This window comes from Cardiobacterium valvarum (assembly GCF_900460955.1).
GTDB lineage: Bacteria > Pseudomonadota > Gammaproteobacteria > Cardiobacteriales > Cardiobacteriaceae > Cardiobacterium > Cardiobacterium valvarum.
This window is the reverse complement of record NZ_UFUW01000001.1, coordinates 2251611-2271176: the sequence shown is the minus strand read 5'-3', so window position 1 is coordinate 2271176 and position 19566 is coordinate 2251611. Positions and strand designations below refer to the sequence as shown.

At 55.7% G+C, this 19566-nt stretch carries 13 protein-coding genes; 11 read left to right on the top strand and 2 right to left on the bottom strand.

The window, feature by feature from the left end:
- Positions 1-960: a DnaJ C-terminal domain-containing protein gene (locus tag DY250_RS11005; RefSeq protein WP_115612331.1), complete on the bottom strand. Its 960-nt coding sequence runs from the start codon at positions 958-960 to the stop codon at positions 1-3.
- A gap of 182 nt (positions 961-1142) precedes the next feature.
- Here DY250_RS11005 and DY250_RS11000 point away from each other — a divergent pair, with 182 nt between their 5' ends.
- Genes DY250_RS11000 through DY250_RS10970 form a run of 7 tightly spaced genes read left to right on the top strand, consistent with a single transcriptional unit; the run spans position 1143 to position 14331 of the window.
- Positions 1143-3875: a DUF499 domain-containing protein gene (locus tag DY250_RS11000; protein WP_115612330.1), complete on the top strand. Its 2733-nt coding sequence runs from the start codon at positions 1143-1145 to the stop codon at positions 3873-3875.
- Entirely contained in the window at positions 3875-4864 is a 990-nt protein-coding gene (locus tag DY250_RS10995) for a hypothetical protein (protein ID WP_115612329.1), read from the top strand. Before DY250_RS11000 ends, DY250_RS10995 begins: the two co-directional genes overlap by 1 nt.
- A 6-nt stretch (positions 4865-4870) precedes the next feature.
- Entirely contained in the window at positions 4871-5947 is a 1077-nt protein-coding gene (locus DY250_RS10990; RefSeq protein ID WP_115612328.1) for an SIR2 family protein, read from the top strand.
- A gap of 7 nt (positions 5948-5954) precedes the next feature.
- Positions 5955-7757, top strand: coding sequence for an ATP-binding protein (locus DY250_RS10985; protein WP_115612327.1), 1803 nt, complete (start codon positions 5955-5957; stop codon positions 7755-7757).
- On the top strand, positions 7758-11021 hold the full coding sequence (locus DY250_RS10980) for a DUF1156 domain-containing protein (protein ID WP_115612326.1): 3264 nt from the start codon (positions 7758-7760) through the stop codon (positions 11019-11021).
- Positions 11018-11512: a hypothetical protein gene (locus tag DY250_RS10975; RefSeq protein ID WP_115612325.1), complete on the top strand. Its 495-nt coding sequence runs from the start codon at positions 11018-11020 to the stop codon at positions 11510-11512. The genes DY250_RS10980 and DY250_RS10975 overlap by 4 nt, the downstream gene beginning before the upstream one ends.
- Before the next feature lie 11 nt (positions 11513-11523).
- Positions 11524-14331 carry a DEAD/DEAH box helicase gene (locus tag DY250_RS10970; protein ID WP_115612324.1) on the top strand — a complete coding sequence of 936 codons (2808 nt, stop codon included), beginning with the start codon at positions 11524-11526 and terminating at the stop codon, positions 14329-14331.
- Here DY250_RS10970 and pheA read toward each other — a convergent pair.
- On the bottom strand, positions 14307-15389 hold the full coding sequence (gene pheA / locus DY250_RS10965; protein ID WP_115612323.1) for a prephenate dehydratase: 1083 nt from the start codon (positions 15387-15389) through the stop codon (positions 14307-14309). The two genes, DY250_RS10970 and pheA, sit on opposite strands and share 25 nt — an antisense overlap.
- A 150-nt stretch (positions 15390-15539) precedes the next feature.
- Between pheA and DY250_RS10960 the strand changes: the two genes are divergently transcribed.
- The 4 genes from DY250_RS10960 (at position 15540) to dhaK (ending at position 19381) form a co-directional block, all read left to right on the top strand.
- The gene (locus DY250_RS10960; RefSeq protein ID WP_115612322.1) at positions 15540-16154 is read left to right on the top strand and encodes an L-threonylcarbamoyladenylate synthase; all 615 of its coding nucleotides are present in this window, start codon (positions 15540-15542) and stop codon (positions 16152-16154) included.
- A gap of 240 nt (positions 16155-16394) precedes the next feature.
- Positions 16395-16820: a hypothetical protein gene (locus DY250_RS10955; protein WP_115612321.1), complete on the top strand. Its 426-nt coding sequence runs from the start codon at positions 16395-16397 to the stop codon at positions 16818-16820.
- A gap of 159 nt (positions 16821-16979) precedes the next feature.
- Positions 16980-18320 carry a dihydroxyacetone kinase phosphoryl donor subunit DhaM gene (dhaM, locus tag DY250_RS10950; protein ID WP_115612320.1) on the top strand — a complete coding sequence of 447 codons (1341 nt, stop codon included), beginning with the start codon at positions 16980-16982 and terminating at the stop codon, positions 18318-18320.
- The gene (gene dhaK / locus DY250_RS10945; protein ID WP_115612319.1) at positions 18317-19381 is read left to right on the top strand and encodes a dihydroxyacetone kinase subunit DhaK; all 1065 of its coding nucleotides are present in this window, start codon (positions 18317-18319) and stop codon (positions 19379-19381) included. Before dhaM ends, dhaK begins: the two co-directional genes overlap by 4 nt.
- Positions 19382-19566 lie beyond the last annotated feature (185 nt).

Here is a 19566-nt window from a genome sequence, read left to right as displayed (position 1 = left end):
TCAGCCTCTTGCGCCGTAATGTGCCGCCAGTTGCTCCCAGGCGGCGCGGTCGGCGTCGCTGTTTGCTTGCGGCAGGTCGATGTGGATAGTGAGGTACAGGTCGCCCGGTTCTTTGGCGGGGATGCCTTTGCCCTTGAGGCGCAGGTTCTGCCCGCTTTTGCTGTTCGCGGGGATGGTAACGTGCAGTTTGCCCGCAGGGGTCATGACTTCCAGGCTGCCGCCGAGCGCCGCCGTCCACGGCATGACGCGGATGTGCTGGTACACGTCTTTACGGTCTTTGATGTAGTGCGCCGGGTTTTCATGGAAGCGGATTTTCAGGTAGAGATCGCCGTTTTCGCCGCCGTTAAATCCCGGCAGACCCTGGCCACGCAGGCGGATTTGCTGGCCTTCGATAATGCCTTTGGGGATTTTGACGTGCAGGGTTTTGCGGGTGTAGGTCATTTCGCCCTGCGCGGTGAGGGTCGGCATATCGAGGCTGAAGCTGCGCTCACTGCCCTGGTAGGCGGCGGCGATGTCGATGGCGAGTTCGGCGTGCTGGTCTTCACCCTTGACCGGGCCGCTGGGGCGCTGGGTACGTCCGCCATGTGCGTGGCCGAAGGCGGAGAAGATGTCGTCGAAGCGGAAATCGCCGCTGCCGAAGGGCTGACCGTCGCCGAAGCGGCTGTCGTCGAAGTGGTATTCGCGGTAGCCGCCCGCCTGACGCGGGTCGAAGCCGCCAAAGCCTGCGTCGCCTGCCTGTCCGGCAAAGGGGTTGGCGAGGGCGGCGTCGTAGGCGGCGCGTTTTTCCGGGTCTTTCAGGGTGTTGTAGGCCTGGTTGATTTCGCTGGTTTTTTTGTCGGCATCAGGGTCTTTGCTGATGTCGGGGTGGTACTGCCGCACCAGGCGGTGATACGCCTTTTTGATGTCGGCGGCGCTGGCGTTCTGGGCGACGCCGAGGATGTCGTAGTAGGTTTTAGCCATAGAGGGGGACTTGTTTGGGGTGTAGGATTATTTTAGCGCGTGGGGTCTGAGGATATTTCGATGGATGCGCGTTTGCCGTATCCTTGCTTCGTATCGTCATGATCAATTCTCGCCGCTACTGCAATTCAAGCGAATTGATACCGTAGTGAACAATATTAACCAAATAATAGGAACTACAACTAATGCTCGGTCTTAAATTGCGGGAAGAATTCCAAGGTGCACGTCTTCAAGGAACGGCCATTGAGCTGTCCAACGGTTCTAAAACCGGTGCAACACAGATATCCGCACAGCGATTTCTAGAAATTACTTATCCCACCCACGACCTTTTAAAAGGTATAGAGGCAGTGGGTCCTGATAACGGCCGTCCAATTGCTGTCATGGGTGAGCGCGGGATCGGTAAATCACATTTGATGGCGGCACTTTATCATGCTGTTACTGATCCTAATGCTACTGCTGCATGGCTCAGCAATTGGGCGGGAATTCTGCATACCCCCGCTATGGGTGAAATTGCGCTACGTAGCAAAAAAATGCATGTGATTGGCGAAATTCTGCACCGTAATCGCTATAAATTCTTATGGGACATACTGTTTGATAACCATCCGCACGGTGCTTTTATCAAGGGAAAATGGGAAGGCCAAGGCGCATCTAAAACCGGAATCCCATCCGACAAGCTCATCATCGAGCTACTGGAGAAGGAGCCGACAATGCTACTGCTGGATGAATTTCAGACGTGGTACGAAAGCCTCACCAACAACAAACAGTATCCGCACAAACATTGGGCTTTTAATTTCGTGCAAATCCTTTCGGAGATCGCCAAAGAACGCCCTGACCTGCTGGTGCTGGTTATCTCGGTACGCAATGGCGATACGGAAGCTTACCAACAAGTGCATCGTGTCAATCCCGTTGTTATTGATTTCAAGGCAGGAGGTAGTGCCGAACGTATACAGCAAGACAGGCGGCGCATGTTGTTGCATCGCTTATTTGAGAACCGTCTGCATATTGCTGATGGTTCCATCTCTTCCTTGATCGGGCAGCATACGTCTGAGTATTTCCGCCTGCTTGATATACAGCCGGCGGAACAGGCGCGTAAGCGGCAAGATTTCATCGAATCATGGCCTTATTCGCCACATTTGCTCCGCTTGCTCGAAGAGCAGGTGCTGATTGCAACCGCCGCGCAGGAAACGCGTGATTTGATCAGGATTCTTGCCAACCTTTACAAGCATCATGGAGAGAAGGTTCCAATGCTCACTGCGGCTGATTTTCAGCTGAATGACGATGCTTCCGGCATTGGTACATTGCTAGATTCGGTCTCCAACGAACACCATCGTACTCTGCGCGACAAAGCGCGGCAAAACATCATCTCTGTACAGGAAGCACAAACCGACTACGCCAAAACCATTCCTCATCTACAGGAAATTATCGGTGCACTATGGTTGCGTTCAATTGCCGTGGGTAATTTGGCCGGAGCAGAGCCTGCCGTCTTGCAAGCGGACATCACCCGTGACAAACGGGTGGACGACAACAGCTTTCAGGTGGAACTCGCAACCATCGTTGAGAACAGCTTCAACATCCACCAGGAAGGTAACAAGCTGATTTTTCGTGAAGAAGAGAACCCTCGCGCCAAGTTGATGGCTCATGCCCGTAACGACAAAGTGTTTACTGATGGACGTGACGAAAGGCAGCTTGCCCGACAGATACGTTACGTAATCAGCGGCAGTGATGATGTTAACCGGGCTTTCCGCATCATTGCCCTGCCAAAATCTTGGCGTAATGATCCTTGGTCAGCGCTTGATGAAATGGAGCATCCCGATAAGTGGGATGACCGTCTGCCCATTGTGGTATTACCTGAAAAGCCGGAGAAAATCCATGCTACTTTGGGATATTGGCTTAAAGAGCATTTACAGCGGCGACGCAATACCGTGCGCTTTCTATTACCCGATGCAGATAGTGGCAACGCCTTTCTGGATAAGGAGCTGCTTATTCTCGCCCGTGCCGAAATGACGGCACAGGAGTGGAGCAATACAAATCCCGAATACAGGAAATTGCACAGGGAATTTCAAAACACATTGCACGATAAACTCAAGAAGCGCTTCTCCCATTTTGCAGTGTTATTACGCTGGAATAATGCTGATCCCGCACAATGCGAGTTCAGTATCGAATCTCTCAACAAACAGGGGAGCCAGATTCCTGCCGTTATCGAAAATGCGTTAAGTCAAGATTTGTTTGTCCCGGAGGACTTTCATGATCTGGTGCTGGGATATGCACGTGGCAATGCCTCGCTCAGTAAATTATTACGCGAATTACAGGAACCCCGTCCCGGTAAAGAACCTTGCATCCCTTGGTTGGGGGAAACCGCGATGAAAGAGCGATTATTGCGTTTGTGTGCGCGAGGCAGGATAGTTATCAATGTACGGGGCGCGGAATATCTGCAAGCAAAAGCGGGAGAAGAAGAGGCCGATGCGTGGGAACGCTTGAAATCCAAGCTACCGCTCACGGGGCGCCATCTTGAGGAAGTCTTCATCATGCTGCCTTCCGCAGTCCCCGCTACCGGCGGCGTTGCGGTCGAAAGCATGCCTATCGCTGTCCCCCGGGATGATCCATCCGGGAATGAAGGTGGATCACGGTCCGACGGGAATGTCCCTGCCGCTATATCCCCGGTGCTGCCGAATATACCGGGCAATATCTTTGACGATGATAGAGGGGCAATCAAAGCATGGATCCCGTTGACCAATCCGGCCACCTCGGCGATCAACCTGCTGGGCAAGCTTGACACCTGGGGAATCGGCCCGGGCACGCCGCTTACCGATGTCTCAATCCGTATCGCCGTGCTTACCGGTGCACAATTGCAAAACTTGCTCAAAAAGCTGCCTGACGGCATGACCTTTGCGTTAGATCTTAAAAAAGAGGAAGACTGATGGCACTGACTTATGACACATTGCATACCCTGCTGCAAAGCCCGAATAACGCCGCTTGGCGTGCCATTGTTGACCATGTCGTCGCTATTGCCGACAAGCCACTGCAAATAGGCGATATACCGGGAGAAATTACCAGACGTGACCGTGAAATTGGCGAGCTGGATTTATTCCTGTCTTCCTGCGGCTGGGAGTTATGGCAGCGCTTTGCCGACAACATTGAAAGCACAGCGGCACGGCTGCAACGCTGGTGGCGAGAACCTTTCGGTGCCAAAGCCGTGCTTATCCTGGATGGTCTTTCGTTGCGCGAATTGCCGTGGTTGCTGCAAGGTGCGGCGCAACACGGTTTCACCTTGCATGACTATGCAGCCTGTGCCTCGGAGCTCCCTGGCGAGACTAGCGCATTTGCCCGCGTGCTCGGCTTTACCAGCCGCAGCAAATTGCAGAATAACGGCGGCAGATTGATGCACAAACTGCAGGAGGCCGACACCGAATCGGCGGATTTACCGTGGCAGGATTGCGAAGCGCTGATTAGCAACGCGCCGAACCAGATTTTCTGGCATCACTGGCCCGATGCCAAGCTGCACGACGACTCCGGCGCAGGACAGGGTCTGGAAATACTTGCGAAGGACGCAGCCGAACAACTGACAAGCAACGATTTTTGGCACTTCGTCGCACGCCTTGCTACCGGACGGCGGCTGGTCATTACTTCCGATCACGGCTATGCAGCCACTGGTCTTTTCCCGGATGCAGACGGCGAAGCCAAGACATTCCTCAAGCAGACTTTTGCCAGCGGACGCAGCAAGGTGGGCGGTGGTGATTGCGGCCCCTTCGTGCCCCCCGTGGCATTGCAGATTAACAATGACAGCGGCACACACCTGTTGGCACTTGGCCGCCGCAAATGGCCCAGTCAAGGTGGCTATCCTACTTTGGCACATGGGGGATTGTCTCTGCTGGAAGTGTTGTCACCTTTCATTGAGCTATCGAAGTAAAGAGATATGAAGAGCACTGAATTACCAGACAAATTATTTGAGAATATCCAGAATTTTTTCCGAAAAACGCCGGTGCTGCTTATTGGCTCTGGTTTCTCGTGTGGCTATGGCCTTCCAGGCATGGAGGGTTTGGCAGACCATTTGGTGAATACTATCGGCAACCTGCTGACTACAAATGAAGCAAAAACAGCTTGGACACAGGTAATTGATGCGGTCAAGGATAACTTGGAAGCGGGATTAAATAATATCCCTTTGGGATCATCTGCTTGTGCCGAAATTGTTTCCGCTATACGCAGTGAAACCGCCCGTTTGATACAGGAAACTACCGCTGCTGCCGAAGTAAAAATACTTGAAGAAAATATGGGTGGAGGACACGCACCATCACGCCTTCTAAAGCGACTGTTCGGTGGTTCGCCGCAGAATGCGGAAAGTATCCATGTCATCACAACCAACTACGATACCTTGCTGGAATTATTTTGCGATCTAGCAGAACTTCCTTTGGATACGGGTTTTGCAGGATTCCGTCGGCGCAAGTTGCGATCTCGCCCGATTTTCCAGACACAATACAGCCGGGTGCTGGTGCCTGAAAGAAGACAGTCGCAGATTGAACACCGCCCCTGCAAAACTATTCGTCTATACAAACCGCACGGCTCAATCAGCTGGTTGACAACGGACAAGGGACCGGTAGAAGTTCTCAACAATGTTTCAGCCGCAGAATGCGCCATTGTCGTACCTGGCCCATCCAAATATCAGGATGCATTGGTTCATACGCTGTTTGATGAGATGCGAACCGAGATGAATGAGGTGCTCAATAAGGCCGAGGCCTTATTGTGTATCGGATTTGGGTTCAATGACGACCATTTGCAGGGTGTCATCAAAAACAGGCTGGCATCAGGTATGCCCACAATGATTGTTACTCGAGACCCTACCTCAAACATTGAACAGCTACTTAGCGAACACTCTCATGTGATTGCCGTGTTCAGGGAGGATAGCGGAGCGGTATGTCGCTGGAATAAGGATACGCTGCATCATCCAGAGCCGCTCTGGCAGTTGGATAATTTTCTGAGAAAATTTGTGGAGTAAGGAGACGATGAGTATTTTCAATTTCGCTGACGAGCAGTCATTAGGCGAAGTCCGCAGTGTTGAAACCTCACGAATCAACGTACGGGTAACGGACAGTCAGCGCCTGCAAAAAGCGCGTGTTGGTCGATTGGTTGCTATCCAGTCAATGGGGGATGAATGGCTGATCGGTATTATTGAACGGGTTTGGCGGCATCCGGTAGAACTGACAATGCTGCCTGAAGTTGAACCGCCGACAGATTTGGCTGCCATGCCTCAAGAGGAAAACGGCTTATCAATCAGCTTGGTCGGTACCTATCGCTCTCGGGATGGACAGCGTAGGGACACTTTTACGCGCGCAATATTTACGCTGCCGGAAATCAACCGGCCGGTGTTTCCCATTGAAGAAAAATCCCTTGAAGATTTTATGGGCATCTTAAGCGCGTCGTCCAAAACAGACGCGGTTGCCCCGCTCAAGATTGGTACCTACACCTTGGACGGCAAGGCCAGCGCTTACATTGATGGTGACAAACTTTTCCAGCGCCATGCCGCGCTACTGGGCAGCACGGGTTCGGGGAAATCCTTCACAGTTGCCTCTATCCTTGAGCAATCTGCGCAATTACCTCACGCGAATATCATTGTGCTTGATTTACACGGCGAATATTCGAGCATGAAGTTCGCCTCGCATTACCGCATCGCGGGAATTGGCGATATCGAGACCCCAAAAGAAGGGGCGATTTTTCTTCCTTTTTGGCTGCTGACCTATGACGAGATGCAGTCGGTGTTTGTGGATCGAACGGGGGACAATGCCCCCAATCAGGCGCTTGCGCTGATGGATTCGATCATCACGATGAAGCATGCTGCCATCGATTTACTTGGCAAGTCAGAACTTCTTGAAGGCTTCTCAGTCGATACACCAGTGCCATATAAATTGGATGATTTGGTGAAATCTTTGCACCAAAAGAATGATGAAGTGATTCCTACAGGCGAGGATTACGTTAGTGGCGCGAAGAAGGGACAGCCAAAAACAGAAAAAGGCCCGCTGAACGGCAAACTCTCTCGCTTCCTGGTTCGCTTAAAAACCAAGATGAACGACCGTCGTTATGCGTTCATGTACCAAGCACCGAAAGAGTATGAGACTTATGAGGCACTGCACGAACTCGCGAAAAAATTACTCGGCACGGGCAGTGTTAGCGACAATCTTAATCCCGGCATTAAGATTATCGATTTCTCCGAGGTGCCTTCAGACATCCTACCGGTAGTGGTAGGCTTGGTTGGGCGACTGATCTACCAAATTCAGTTTTGGAGTAATCCCGGCACAGACGGCGATGCGCGCCACCCGATTGTTATCGTTTGCGATGAGGCGCATCTCTATCTGCCAAGCAATGCGGCTTCTACCGGACCGATGGAAAAACGCACCCTGGAAAACTACGAGCGTATCGCCAAAGAAGGGCGCAAATATGGTGTTGGACTGATGGTGGTCAGCCAGCGACCTTCGGATGTCAGTACCACCATTCTCAGCCAATGCAGCAATATCATCAGCCTGCGCTTGGCGAACAAAACCGATCAGGCGGTGGTCAAGCAGCTTTTGCCAGAAAGCCTGGAGGGATTGATGGAGGTGCTGCCGACGCTGGATGTGGGAGAGGCAGTGGTCGTAGGTGATGCCACCCTGTTGCCAACCCGCATCAAGATAGTCAAGCCTAAACACGAACCGCGCAGTGCAACGATCCCTTTCTGGACACGCTGGGCAGAGCCAAAGGCAAAAGTTGATTTGGTCGACGCCGTAGAAAACATGCGCAGACAATCCCGTGTACAAGAAACTAAGGAAATTTGAATGGCCACCAAAAAAGAATTACTCCAGCAACAAGTCGCCAAGGCCGTCGGCGCAGGCAAGGCGGTTGCGCTCGAAACGGTAGATTTCAACGACCCCAACCGTCCCAAGATCTGCCTGGAAGTGGATTTTCCCATCCTGCCGGTCAATCAGGTGGCGGTGATTGAAGGCAACGCGGGCAAGCCGATCTACCAGATGTCGAAGTGGTGGGCACGACGGCGTTCCAGTGTGTTCCGCGCGATGCTGATCGCAGCGGCTACCAAAGCACCTGATGATCCTGCGTACGCGGCCAAACTGGTCTGGGACAATTACTATGCCAATCACCAGAAGAAAGGGGCGTTCAAGCACCTGAGAGTAGCGGATATTTTTATGGGTGGCGGTACTACCCTGGTGGAAGGTTCGCGTCTTGGCATGCAGATGGTCGGCAACGACCTCAATCCGGTCGCGTGGTTCGTGGTCAAGCAGGAACTGGCGGATGTCGATCTGGAGCAGGTGAAGAAGCTGCTTGCCGATATTGAAGCCGAGGTCAAGCCGCAGATCATGCCGTACTACTACTGCGACGGCCCGGAAGGTGAAAAGGGAAAATGGACGCACCTGCCCAGCAACAAGGTGATGCCCGCCAATTTCGACCCGCTCACCATTCCGCGTGAACAGCGCAAGGACTACAAGTACGCAGGCCCGGAGATCATTTACACCTTCTGGGCCAAGCACGGCCCCTGTCAGGTAACGGGCTGCGGTCACCGCACACCGATCATGACTAGCCCTGTGATGGCGGTTAAAAAGCTCACGGTTAAATCTTGGGAGCATGATTGCGCATCATGTGGCGCGTCCTTTGATATTGAAGCGGATAGCGCACGTATGGCACCTGATGCACCGCTCTTTGTTACACCGGACGAGAAACCTTATGTTGTATTCGACGGCAAGCAGATTGCCTGTCCGCATTGCGGCGATACCGTGCAGGGAGTTTTGCGGGATAAAGACGGATTGGTATTGGACGGCACGAAGGGGCAAATCAAGCTCGGCAAGGGCAAAAACAAAAAAGTGAATTTAAGCTTGCTGGTGCATCCACAATGGCTGGTGGGCGAGGCAAAGCAGGATGCCAACGGTCAGTCCTACGGTGGTTCGGCACAGGACGATGCGGCGGCTACTGCGCGCTGGGATGCAGTACGTGCCAAAAAGATTCGCCTGCTGGAAGTGCGTGGCTCGTTGCCGGATGAAGTGACCGACCCGGATACGGGTGTCACCTTCGCGCCCGATAAGGGCACGGTGCCGAAGCGTTCGCACTATGCCTGCGCCGCCTGCGGCACGGTGCAGGACGTATTGGCAAGCGTGAAAGCGAGCAGAAAAACCGGGCCAATGGCCGCTTATGCGGTGCAGGGCTATGCCCCCGGGCGCGCGGCAGCAGGCAGACCCTATGGTGGCCGCTTCTTTGCCTCCTTTGATAGTTGCTTGGCACGACAATACGACGCTGCCTGTGCCGAATGGGAGGCACGCAAGGATGCCGATCTTAAAGATTACTGGCCGAGAAGTTTTATTCCGATAGGCGCTGAAATTGGTCCTCACGATGTTGAAGGGCATCATTTCACCCATTGGTGGACGATGTTCAACCAACGTCAGTTGCTGGTTCACGCCCAGTTGCTGAAAGCCATTTTGGGAACGGGAGAATACGACCCGGCGGTGCGTGAATATGTCTTGGGGGCATTTCAACAGTATTTGCGCAACCAGAATTTATTCTGTTTTTGGGATATTAGTCGTGACTGTTTGGCGCCACATCTAAGCAACAATAACTACCATCCCAAAAGCAATGTGGTGGAAAACTGCGTTTTCCCGTCATTAGGGCGGGGTAACTGGGTTTCCAGTATCGAAGGCATTCTCGAAGGTCGTGAATGGGCGCAATTCCCGTGGGAGGCGGTCAGCGCCGCTGGGCTACAACGGCAAGATGCTGCGCTAGCGGCAGCTATCAGCGGCAAAAGCGAAAAGGTCTTTCCTGCCGATCCATTGCAGGGGGCAACGTTGTCCTGTGGTTCTTCCACCGAGCTGGCATCACTGGCCAGCGGTAGCCTGGATCTGGTCATCACTGACCCACCCTTCGGTGACTTAGTGCAATATTCAGAATTGTCCGATTTCTTTTACGTCTGGCTGCGTCTAGCGTTGAAAGACAAGTACCCCGATTACTTCAGCGCCGACTACACCCCCAAATCACTGGAAGTTGTCGCTAATCCATACCGAGGAAAGGAAGACCCGGATGGTTTCTATCAGCGCCTGCTTACGCAATGCTGGCGCGAAGCACACCGCGTCCTCAAGCCGGGAGGCATCCTCGCTTTCACTTTCCACCACAGCGAGGATAAGCCGTGGGTGGCGGTACTGGAATCGCTGTTTGAGGCGGGCTTTTATCTGGAAACGACCTATCCGATCCGCTCCGACGAAACCAAGGGCGAAAATGCGTCTTTTGGCGCTCAGAAGATTGAGTACGACATTATCCACGTTTGCCGCAAGCGCACCGAAGAACCCAAACCCGTGAGCTGGGGCCGGATGCGGCGTGAGGTGATGGCCGATGTGCGCCAGTTGCAGGCGATGCTGGAGAACCACGCCAAGGAAGGTCTGCCCGCCGCGGACATCCAGGTGATCCGCCGGGGCAAGGCGCTGGAATATTTCTCGCGCCATTACGGCAAGGTGTACGTGGACGAAGGCCGCATCTTGAGTATCGGTGAAGCCCTGCTCGGTATCAATCAGCTGATTGATGAAGATGCCGGACAGGTGCAAGACTGGCCACCGGGTAACGTCGAGCCGATGACGCGGCAATTCTTGCGTATTTTCGGCACATCTGCTGCGCTGCCGCGTGATCAGGTGCAGAAATTTCTGCGCGGTACTGGTATCACACCGGAAGATTTTGTGCAGCGTGGCTGGTGCGATGAAGCAAAGAAAATTTTTACCCGCACCCAGCCACTTGCTTTCGCGCAGGCGTGGAAGGGCAAGCATAAATACCGCCTGTCTGCGGATCTGGATCAGGCATTGATGCTGATGGGTGCCTGTCATGAAGGCAGCGGAATCAATGCGCTGGATACTCTGAATAACGACAATTTCAAGCCACATATTGCCCTCAAACCACTGCTGGAATGGATGCAGCACTATGCCCCGGATGTTGAGGCCCGCGAAGCGGCGATGAAAGCGTGCAAGATTTTCAACCAATGGCTGCCACGTCGGAAGAACGGGCAAACACCGCAACAGCGTTCGCTGTTTGATGATGATGGAGGGTACGAATCATGAAGCAACTACACGATCCGGTATGGCAACGACGCGGGATGAGCTGGCTGTGGGATGCGCGGGCGCGCAATCACATTTGTGCCGCCGAGGAAATATGGAGCTTGCGCCGTTTCCTGCAAGCAGATGGGCATTGGCCGGATGATTTGCCGAGCAACAATAATTGTGTTTTGGTCGTCGGTGGCTTGGATGGTTACCTGGATTTGCTGATACCGGAGGATGCGGAAAATTGTCTGGATGCTGTCATCAAGCCCGCTGTTTTGTCGTTTCAGGATTATTATCAAGGTGAAGCAGCGCTGGTGTTCTGGTTGCCCGATGCGTGCAGGCGGTTTGAAATCACGATTACCGATGAGGTGTTCTGGCTGTGCCATACCCCGCACGATCACAAGCTTGATTTCGGCCGTACGCTCTGGGGACAGACCAACGAGTATCCGCAGGAGATTATGCTGTCTGCAAGCGGGAATTCGGTTGGCCTGTACCATGCCCGCATTACTTGAGGCGATTCGTGATGACAGATAGGGTATTTCAACCCGGCGAACGCATCGTTCATGGTGAATACGGACAGGGCGTTGTCCTCGAACTGGTGCATGACGGATATTTACGCGCATTTTTCAGCGTCGGTGAGCGTCGTGTACCTGTCTCCACCCTGCAGCGGGAGCGTTCACGCAGTGAACGCATCCTGCGAGCCGTCGCCAGTGATACAGCACGTAATCATAAGGCATGGCTGGCTTATGAAGCGCATGTACTGCCGGTGATGGAAAGCGCTTCGACCTTGACTTCGGCCAAGATTGATTTGTTGCCGCATCAGGTTGTCCTGACCCATCGCATTGCCACGGCTTCACCCCGGCGTTACCTGATTGCTGACGAGGTCGGCTTGGGCAAGACTATCGAAACTGCATTGATTTTGCGTGAACTGGCTAGCCGTGGAGAATTGACGCGTGCCCTGATGGTTGTTCCCGCGGGCTTAGTCAATAATTGGCATCGCGAACTAAATGATGTGTTCAATCTTGATTTTGAAGTGTTTGGTTCCGAAGGCGACATTACCGACCGTAAAACCAATGCTTTTGCCAAGCATGATCGACTGATTGCCAGTATTGACACCTTGAAGCGCCCAGTGCGCATCAAGCGGCTGCTGGATGCACCACCTTGGGATTTGGTGGTATTCGATGAAGCACATCACCTCACGGCACATCGCAGTGGTAGCAAGGTACGCAAGACGGAAAATTACAAACTAGCAGAGGCACTAAAAGGACATACACGCGATTTGCTGTTGCTTTCGGCTACACCGCATCAGGGTGACCATTTTCAATTCTGGATGCTGGTACAACTGCTGAATCCGACTTTGTTTCGAGGCGCTGAAGATATGGTGGAAGAACGACACCGTCTGAATACGGTGATGTTCCGTCGTACCAAGGCAGATGCCTGTCAGCCGGATGGCACCCCACTTTTTGCTCGCCGCTGGGTGCATACGGAATCTTTCGTGATGAATGGTGCCGAAAAACGCTTCTACGGAAAGTTGCGCGAATACTTGGAAGACGGCTTTGATTTGGCCCGCCGGCAGGGACATCGCGGACGGGCATTAGGTTTTCTGATGGCGATTTTCCAAAAGATCGCCGCTTCGAGTTTCTCTGCCGTGCGGCGTACACTCAAACGCCGTCTATTGATGTTGACTCTGCATGAAGCCTTGTTGCGCGATAAGGAACTGGATATTGACGGTCGTGAACGTCTGACAGAAGAAGCACGCACACTGATTCATGAAGAATATGGCCTCACTCGGGACAGTATTGGGCGTAGCGAGGCGGATCGTATCTTGGCGGATCTGAAATACCGGTTGGTAAAGAAGCTGGATGAAGAAGCACTGGAAATGGCTTCTGAACCCTATGGCAATGAATATTCAGCTTTTCATGCCGAGGATGTGGTTGCGGCAGCGGTAAATTTGCATTTGCCCGAGGAACGTCTGCGCATTGATGATCTGTTGCGCCACTTCCCCGCACAAAGCGAAACCAAAATGCAGAAGCTGCTGGATGGTTTGGGGACATTGTGGCGACAAAATCCAGACGAGAAGATCGTTATTTTTGCCACCTATCTCGGCACAGTGGACATGATCTCCCGCGAGATTGAACGGGTATTTCCTGGGCAGGGCGTCGTGGTGCTGCGTGGCGGGGATCACGGCGCCAAAGCCGCAGCAGAAAGACGCTTTCGCGCCAAAAATGGACCACATGTACTGGTCTGCACGGCTGCTGGGCGAGAAGGCATCAACCTGCAATTTGCCCGTATTCTGTTCAATTTTGATTTGCCGTGGAATCCGATGGATGTTGAGCAGCGTATTGGACGTATCCACCGCTATGGCCAGCACGATACGGCACAGGTCTACAACCTTGTACTGTCAGATACGATTGAAGGTCGTATTTTTCTGATGCTTGATGAAAAATTGTCTGAAATTGCCCGCACGGTCGGCAAAGTGGATGAACAGGGCAACGTCGCGGAAGATTTGCGAGCTCAAATTCTTGGCCAATTGTCGGAACGGTTGAACTACGATCGCCTGTATCAGGAAGCACTATCCGACCCAGAACTGAAGCGCACACAAGTAGAACTGGAAGCAGCGCTATCAAACTCACGGGAAGCAAGGCAAGTAGTATTTGATCTATTTCAGGATCTGGATGGATTTAGCCTTGATGATTATCAACCTTTCTCGGATGTGTCATCCGGATTGGATCGTTTGCTGCGTTTTTTCTCGGCAGCAATCACGGAGCATCAGCAAGAACTGGTCGAAGTAGCAGAAAGCACGTACGATCTGATTACGGCAGAAGGTGTGTCCTGCAGCCGTTTTACGTTGGTACGCGAGACAGCGACACGTCAGGGAGGCCTGCAATTGATGGGATTGGATCATCCTTTGGTACAAGCAGAAATCAATCATTGGCGCAACCTGCCGCCTGAGGAAATAGGCATTGCCGTATGCGGCAATGTCGTTGAACCAGTATTGTTGTCGTTATGGCTGGTTGAAACCTTTGTCGGTAAAAGGGAAAAACGAGTGATAGTACAGGCAATTGCAATCAGACAGGACGGTACACGGGTACCTGCCATAGAACGTTTTCCTGAGAAATATCTATTGGCACCGCCCGCTACGCCCTTCTTGCAGCCTGAACAGCGTACTGCATTACTTCCTACGGTAATGGAGCCCGCCTTGCAGCGGGAACTGAGACACAAAGGCATGGTGGATGATGACGGCAGCTACTCAGCGGAAATGATTGGGTATGTTGAGATCGTTGGGCAGAGTGTTGATGTTACGCCCTATTGCAACACCGACTGCGGGTAGCTGCCGAGGATACGGAACAGGCTGGCGCGGTCGCGGATTTCGTCCAGGAGGACGCGCATTTGCGGTTCGTCGCGGTGGCCTTCGAGGTCGATGAAGAACACGTATTCCCACATGCCCCGGCGGCTGGGGCGGGATTCGATGCGGGTCATGTTGATGCCGTGACGGCCAATGGGTTCGAGCAGCTGGTAGAGCAGGCCGGGGCGGTTCTGCGAGGAGACGAGGATGGTGGTTTTGTCGCAGCCGCTGATGCCGCTTGCCTGCTGACCGATGACGAGGAAGCGTGTGGTGTTGTTGCCGTCGTCTTCGATATGCGGGTAGCGCACCGGCACGCCGTAGAGTTCTGCCGCCATTTTTCCGGCAATCGCCGCCGCATCCGGTTCTTCGGAGGCGAGGCGGGCCGCTTCGCCGTTGCTGCCGGCCATGATGATGTCCGCATGCGGCAGGTTTCCCGCCAGCCAGCTGCGGCATTGCGCCAGCGACTGGCTGTGCGAATAGACGCGGCGGATGTCCGCCAGCGCAGTGGCGTGGGTCATGAGGTTCTGCCCGATGCGCAGCAGCACTTCGCCGCAGATGTTGAGGCTGGAGGTGACGAAGCTGTCCAGGGTGTGCGTGACCATGCCTTCGGTCGAGTTCTCGACCGGCACCACGCCGTAGCTGCACACGCCGCTTTCCACCGCCTTGAAGATGTCGGGGATGGAGCGCAGCGGGCGGGTGGTGACGGAATGGCCGAACTGTTTCAGCGCGGCGGCCTGGGTGAAGGTGCCTTCCGGGCCGAGATAGGCGATTTCCAGCGGCAGTTCGAGGGCGAGGCAGGCGGACATGATTTCGCGGAAAAGGCGCATGATTTCCTGATCCGGCAGCGGGCCGTCGTTTAACGCGGCGACGCGTTCCAGCACCTGCCGTTCGCGTTCCGGACGGTAGTAAGCGATGTTTTTGCTGCCTTCGGCCTTCTTGATGGCGCCGACTTCGCGGGCGCAGCGGGCGCGTTGCGAGAGGCGGGCGAGAATGTCGGCATCCAGCGCATCAATTTGCGCGCGCAGTTCGTTCAGGGTGGACATGGGGATAACCTCGTGTATGTGGCGTGCTATATTCTCGCACAGTCGCCCGCCGTGGCACGGCGGACACGCTATAGCCGTCCCAAATAGCACTGATACAGTGTTGGCGAGCCTCAGTCCTATCTGAAACGACTATAAACATAGGAACCCACCATGAGCGATATACTCGAAATCCATCCCGAACGCATCAAGCCGCGCGACATTGACCGCGTTGCCGACATCATCAGAAGCGGCGCCGTGGTCGTCGTGCCGAGCGATTCCGGCTACGCCCTGCTTTGCCGCCTGGACGACAAGGCGGCGGCGGACAAAATCCGCCACATCCGCGAACTGGACCGCGACCACCCTTTCACCATTCTCTGCGCCGACCTCACCGATCTTGGCCGCTATGCACGCGTGGACAACGTGCAGTACCGCCTGCTGAAAACCCTCTTCCCCGGCGCCTACACCTGCATCCTGCCCGCCAGCCGCGAAGTGCCGCGCCGCGTGCAGAACGACAAGCGCAAAACCATCGGCATCCGCGTGCCCGATCACCCCATCATGCAGGCGCTGCTTGCCGCGCACGGCGAAGCGCTGATGGGGGTGTCGCTCTTCGACAGCGACGATTACAGCGACGACATCCACGACCTGCCCGCTTCTGTCACCGGCCTCATCGACCTTATCGTGGACGCGGGCGACCTGCCTCTGCGCCCGACCACCGTCCTTGACCTCACCGAAATGCCGCCAGTTGTATTGCGGCAAGGGGCGGGGGAAGTGGATTTTGGGCGGTAGGACATAGACGGTAGCGACACTTCCGCTCGTGACTGTAGAAAATTGCCTATTTAGCGCGGATCCAAAGCTGAACCTGCGCGGGGCAAAAAGCATTTCTCAGTTGAGGCTGGATAAAGCGTAATAACAGCAAAATTTGGTATTTATCCGCCCATTCCTTCTACAATGCCGTCGCCGCTACGCGGCAACCATCGGCACACCGCTAAATGGTGTGTTAAATACACAAGGAACACAGGAGTTAATATGAGTGTAGCCATCTGTCCCCATTGCGCCGCTGTCCAACGCCAACCTGCCGAAGCGGGTAGTGTCGTGCAGTGCGAGGCTTGTCATAAATCGTTCACCGTTGGTGAGCCCGTCAATCCAGCAGTGGCTCAGCCCCCAGTATCCGCACCAGCCGCGCCAGTCGAGCACATACCGACCGGATACGGCGGCGGCATACTGATCGCCAAAATTGTTTCCGCCATCGGCTGGCTGTTTGCTGCAGCAGGTATCTTTATCATGCTTTCCAGCATTGGAGCCCGTTATGGGACGGCAATGCTGGTCTTTTTCTATGGTGCAGGTACGCTGCTGACTGGCATGATGACAGTGCTACTGGCGCAGACTTGCCAAGCGGTCATGCGTAATACGGATTACACCCGCACACTACTGGAACGCAATCAGCACCGCTAAAAAAAGAGGCGCCAACAGGCGCCTTTTTCATGACGGCCCCAGCTTAGCGAAGAGAGTCTGCGAGTGCATTGTCATGCTGTGATTAAACACAGCTTTATGCGTGGATAACTGTGGTTTTGCGCGTATAATCCCCACCGAAAACACAGACCCGGAGACATCATGGTCCACCTCATCCTCGTCTCGCATCATCCCGCCCTCGCGCAGGCGCTGGTCGAACTCGCTGCGCAAGTGAGCGCTGATCCCGCCACCATTCACACCGCCGCCGGTATTGATGATGCCGATAACCCCATCGGCACCGACGCCGTGCGCATCATGAACGCCATCGACGCTGCCGATAACCCCGACGGCATCCTCATCCTCGTTGACCTCGGCAGCGCCATATTGAGCGCGCAGACGGCGCTGGATCTTGTCGATCCCGACGTGGCGGCGCGCTGCCGCATCGCTGCTGCGCCCTTCGTCGAAGGGGCGCTGAGTGCCGCCGTGGCAGCGGCGAGCGGAGCGGATTTGGTGACCGTCGCCCGCGAAGCCGAAGGCGCATTACTCGCCAAACAACTGGCGCTGGGCGTGACCACGCCTGTCCTCGCTACTGCCGCCGTTCCCGCAGGCGAAGCAGCGACCATTACCCTCACCAACCCGCACGGCCTGCACGCCCGTCCCGCTGCGCGTCTTGTCGCCGCGCTGGCGCCTTTTGCGGCCAGCCTCACCCTCGTCAAAGACGGGCAAAGCGCCGATCCGCGCAGCCTGAACCAGCTCACCGCCCTGCAAGCACGGCAGGGCGACAGCCTCACCCTCTACGCCGATGGCGCCGACAGTGCCGCCGCACTTGCCGCCTTCCGCGACCTAGCCGCCGCCAACTTCGGCGATAGCACGACCGAGACGCCAAACCTGCCGACGGCGCCCATCAGCGCTGCCCTCTACCACGACCATCCGCCCGTCATTCCCGCCGACCTGCGCGCCGACCGCGCTGCCTTCACCGCTGCTGTGGACGCCTGGCGCGCCCACCTCGGCGACCTGCGCAAATACACCAGCGCCCGCTACGGCGACGACGCAGGCGACATCTTTGCCGCGCAACAACAACTGCTGGACGAGCTCGCGGCCAACACCCTCGCCCGCGCGGAGAACGAAACCGTTGCCGCTTGGCGCGCCGAAACCGCCGCCGCCATTGAGCAGTTCGCCGCCATCCGCGACCCCTACCTGCGCGCGCGCGTCCTCGATTTCGCCGACCTTGCCGATGGTGTCCTCGCCAGCCTGGCGCACCTGCCCCCGCCTCCTTATCCCGAAGACAGCCCCTTCATCCTCGCCACCGCGCGCCTCTATCCCAGTGCCGCCGCCGTCCTGCCGGATAACTGCGTCGCCGTCATCCTTGACGAAGACGATAGCCACAGCCACAGCGCCATCCTCTGCCGCCATGCCGCGCGCCCGCTACTCTCCGGCATCAACACCGGTGCGCCGGACGGCACCGTGCTCACCCTCAACCCCCAACCCCAGGAACAGCCATGAAAAAACTCATCAACCGTGTGGACACCATCCTCGACGAACAGCTGCAAGGCTTCGTTGCCGCCCACCCCGGCCTCACCTTGCACCGCGATCCCACCTACATCACCCGCGCAGACGCACCGGTCGCCGGCAAAGTCGGCCTCATCTGCGGCGGCGGCAGCGGTCACGAACCCATGCACAGCGGCTTCATCGGCGACGGGATGCTCGACGGTGCCGTACCGGGCGAAATCTTTACCTCGCCCACGCCGGATCAAGTCCTTGCCTGCGCCGAAGCAGTGGACAGCGGACGCGGCGTGCTGCTCATCATCAAAAACTACACCGGCGACGTCCTGAACTTCGAAACCGCTACCGAACTCCTGCACGACATGGGCCACCCCGTCGCCGTCGTCCTCACCGATGACGATGTGGCCGTCAAAGACAGCCTCTACACCGCCGGACGCCGTGGCGTCGCCGGCACCGTCCTCATCGAAAAACTGCTCGGTGCCGCCGCCCGCCGGGGCGACGACCTCGACAGCCTCGCTGCCCTTGGCCGCAAACTCAACAACCACTGCCACAGCATCGGTATCGCCCTCGGTGCCTGCACCGTGCCGGCAGCGGGCAAACCCTCCTTTACCCTCGCCGATAACGAAATCGAATACGGCGTCGGCATCCACGGTGAACCCGGCATCGAACGCCGCCCTTACACCGACCTCGACACCGTGGTCGGTCAAATGTTCGGCACCCTCATCGAACACGGCGCTTACAGCCGCCCCCTGCGCCAATGGAATCGTGACACCGCGAGCTGGGACGAAGAAACCGTCGCCAAAACCCCGCTGCAAGCGGGCGACCGCGTCATCGCCATGGTGAACAACCTCGGCAGCGTACCGCTCTCCGAATGCTATGGCGTCTATCACCGCCTGGCGCAAGCCTGCGCGGCGAACGGCATCACCATCGCGCGCAGCCTCGTTGGCAGCTACTGCACCTCGCTCGACATGCAGGGCGTCTCCATCACCCTGCTCGCCGTTGATGACGACACCCTCACCCTCTACGACGCCCCGGTACACACCCCGGCGCTCAACTGGTAACCCAAAACCGCTAGGCGAACGCCTACCCTGCGCGGGCTCGGTAACGGCCCCGCTGGACGATGGTTTCGCCCTGCGGACGAACACCCCCACCCTGGCCCTCCCCCGCGCACGGGGGAGGGGACTTCGGCTCCGCTTGACGAGCCCAATAATGACCCGCTTGGTGACTACCCAAACCGTAGGGTGGG

Excerpts from the sequence above, each read along its gene's own strand:
- DY250_RS10980 (WP_115612326.1), top strand. The coding sequence starts at position 7,758 with ATGGCCACCAAAAAAGAATTACTCCAGCAACAAGTCGCCAAGGCCGTC.
- DY250_RS10955 (WP_115612321.1), top strand. The coding sequence starts at position 16,395 with ATGAGTGTAGCCATCTGTCCCCATTGCGCCGCTGTCCAACGCCAACCT.
- dhaM (WP_115612320.1), top strand. The coding sequence starts at position 16,980 with ATGGTCCACCTCATCCTCGTCTCGCATCATCCCGCCCTCGCGCAGGCG.
- DY250_RS10990 (WP_115612328.1), top strand. The coding sequence starts at position 4,871 with ATGAAGAGCACTGAATTACCAGACAAATTATTTGAGAATATCCAGAAT.
- DY250_RS11005 (WP_115612331.1), bottom strand. The coding sequence starts at position 960 with ATGGCTAAAACCTACTACGACATCCTCGGCGTCGCCCAGAACGCCAGC.
- pheA (WP_115612323.1), bottom strand. The coding sequence starts at position 15,389 with ATGTCCACCCTGAACGAACTGCGCGCGCAAATTGATGCGCTGGATGCC.
- DY250_RS10985 (WP_115612327.1), top strand. The coding sequence starts at position 5,955 with ATGAGTATTTTCAATTTCGCTGACGAGCAGTCATTAGGCGAAGTCCGC.
- dhaK (WP_115612319.1), top strand. The coding sequence starts at position 18,317 with ATGAAAAAACTCATCAACCGTGTGGACACCATCCTCGACGAACAGCTG.
- DY250_RS10960 (WP_115612322.1), top strand. The coding sequence starts at position 15,540 with ATGAGCGATATACTCGAAATCCATCCCGAACGCATCAAGCCGCGCGAC.
- DY250_RS10970 (WP_115612324.1), top strand. The coding sequence starts at position 11,524 with ATGACAGATAGGGTATTTCAACCCGGCGAACGCATCGTTCATGGTGAA.
- DY250_RS11000 (WP_115612330.1), top strand. The coding sequence starts at position 1,143 with ATGCTCGGTCTTAAATTGCGGGAAGAATTCCAAGGTGCACGTCTTCAA.
- DY250_RS10975 (WP_115612325.1), top strand. The coding sequence starts at position 11,018 with ATGAAGCAACTACACGATCCGGTATGGCAACGACGCGGGATGAGCTGG.
- DY250_RS10995 (WP_115612329.1), top strand. The coding sequence starts at position 3,875 with ATGGCACTGACTTATGACACATTGCATACCCTGCTGCAAAGCCCGAAT.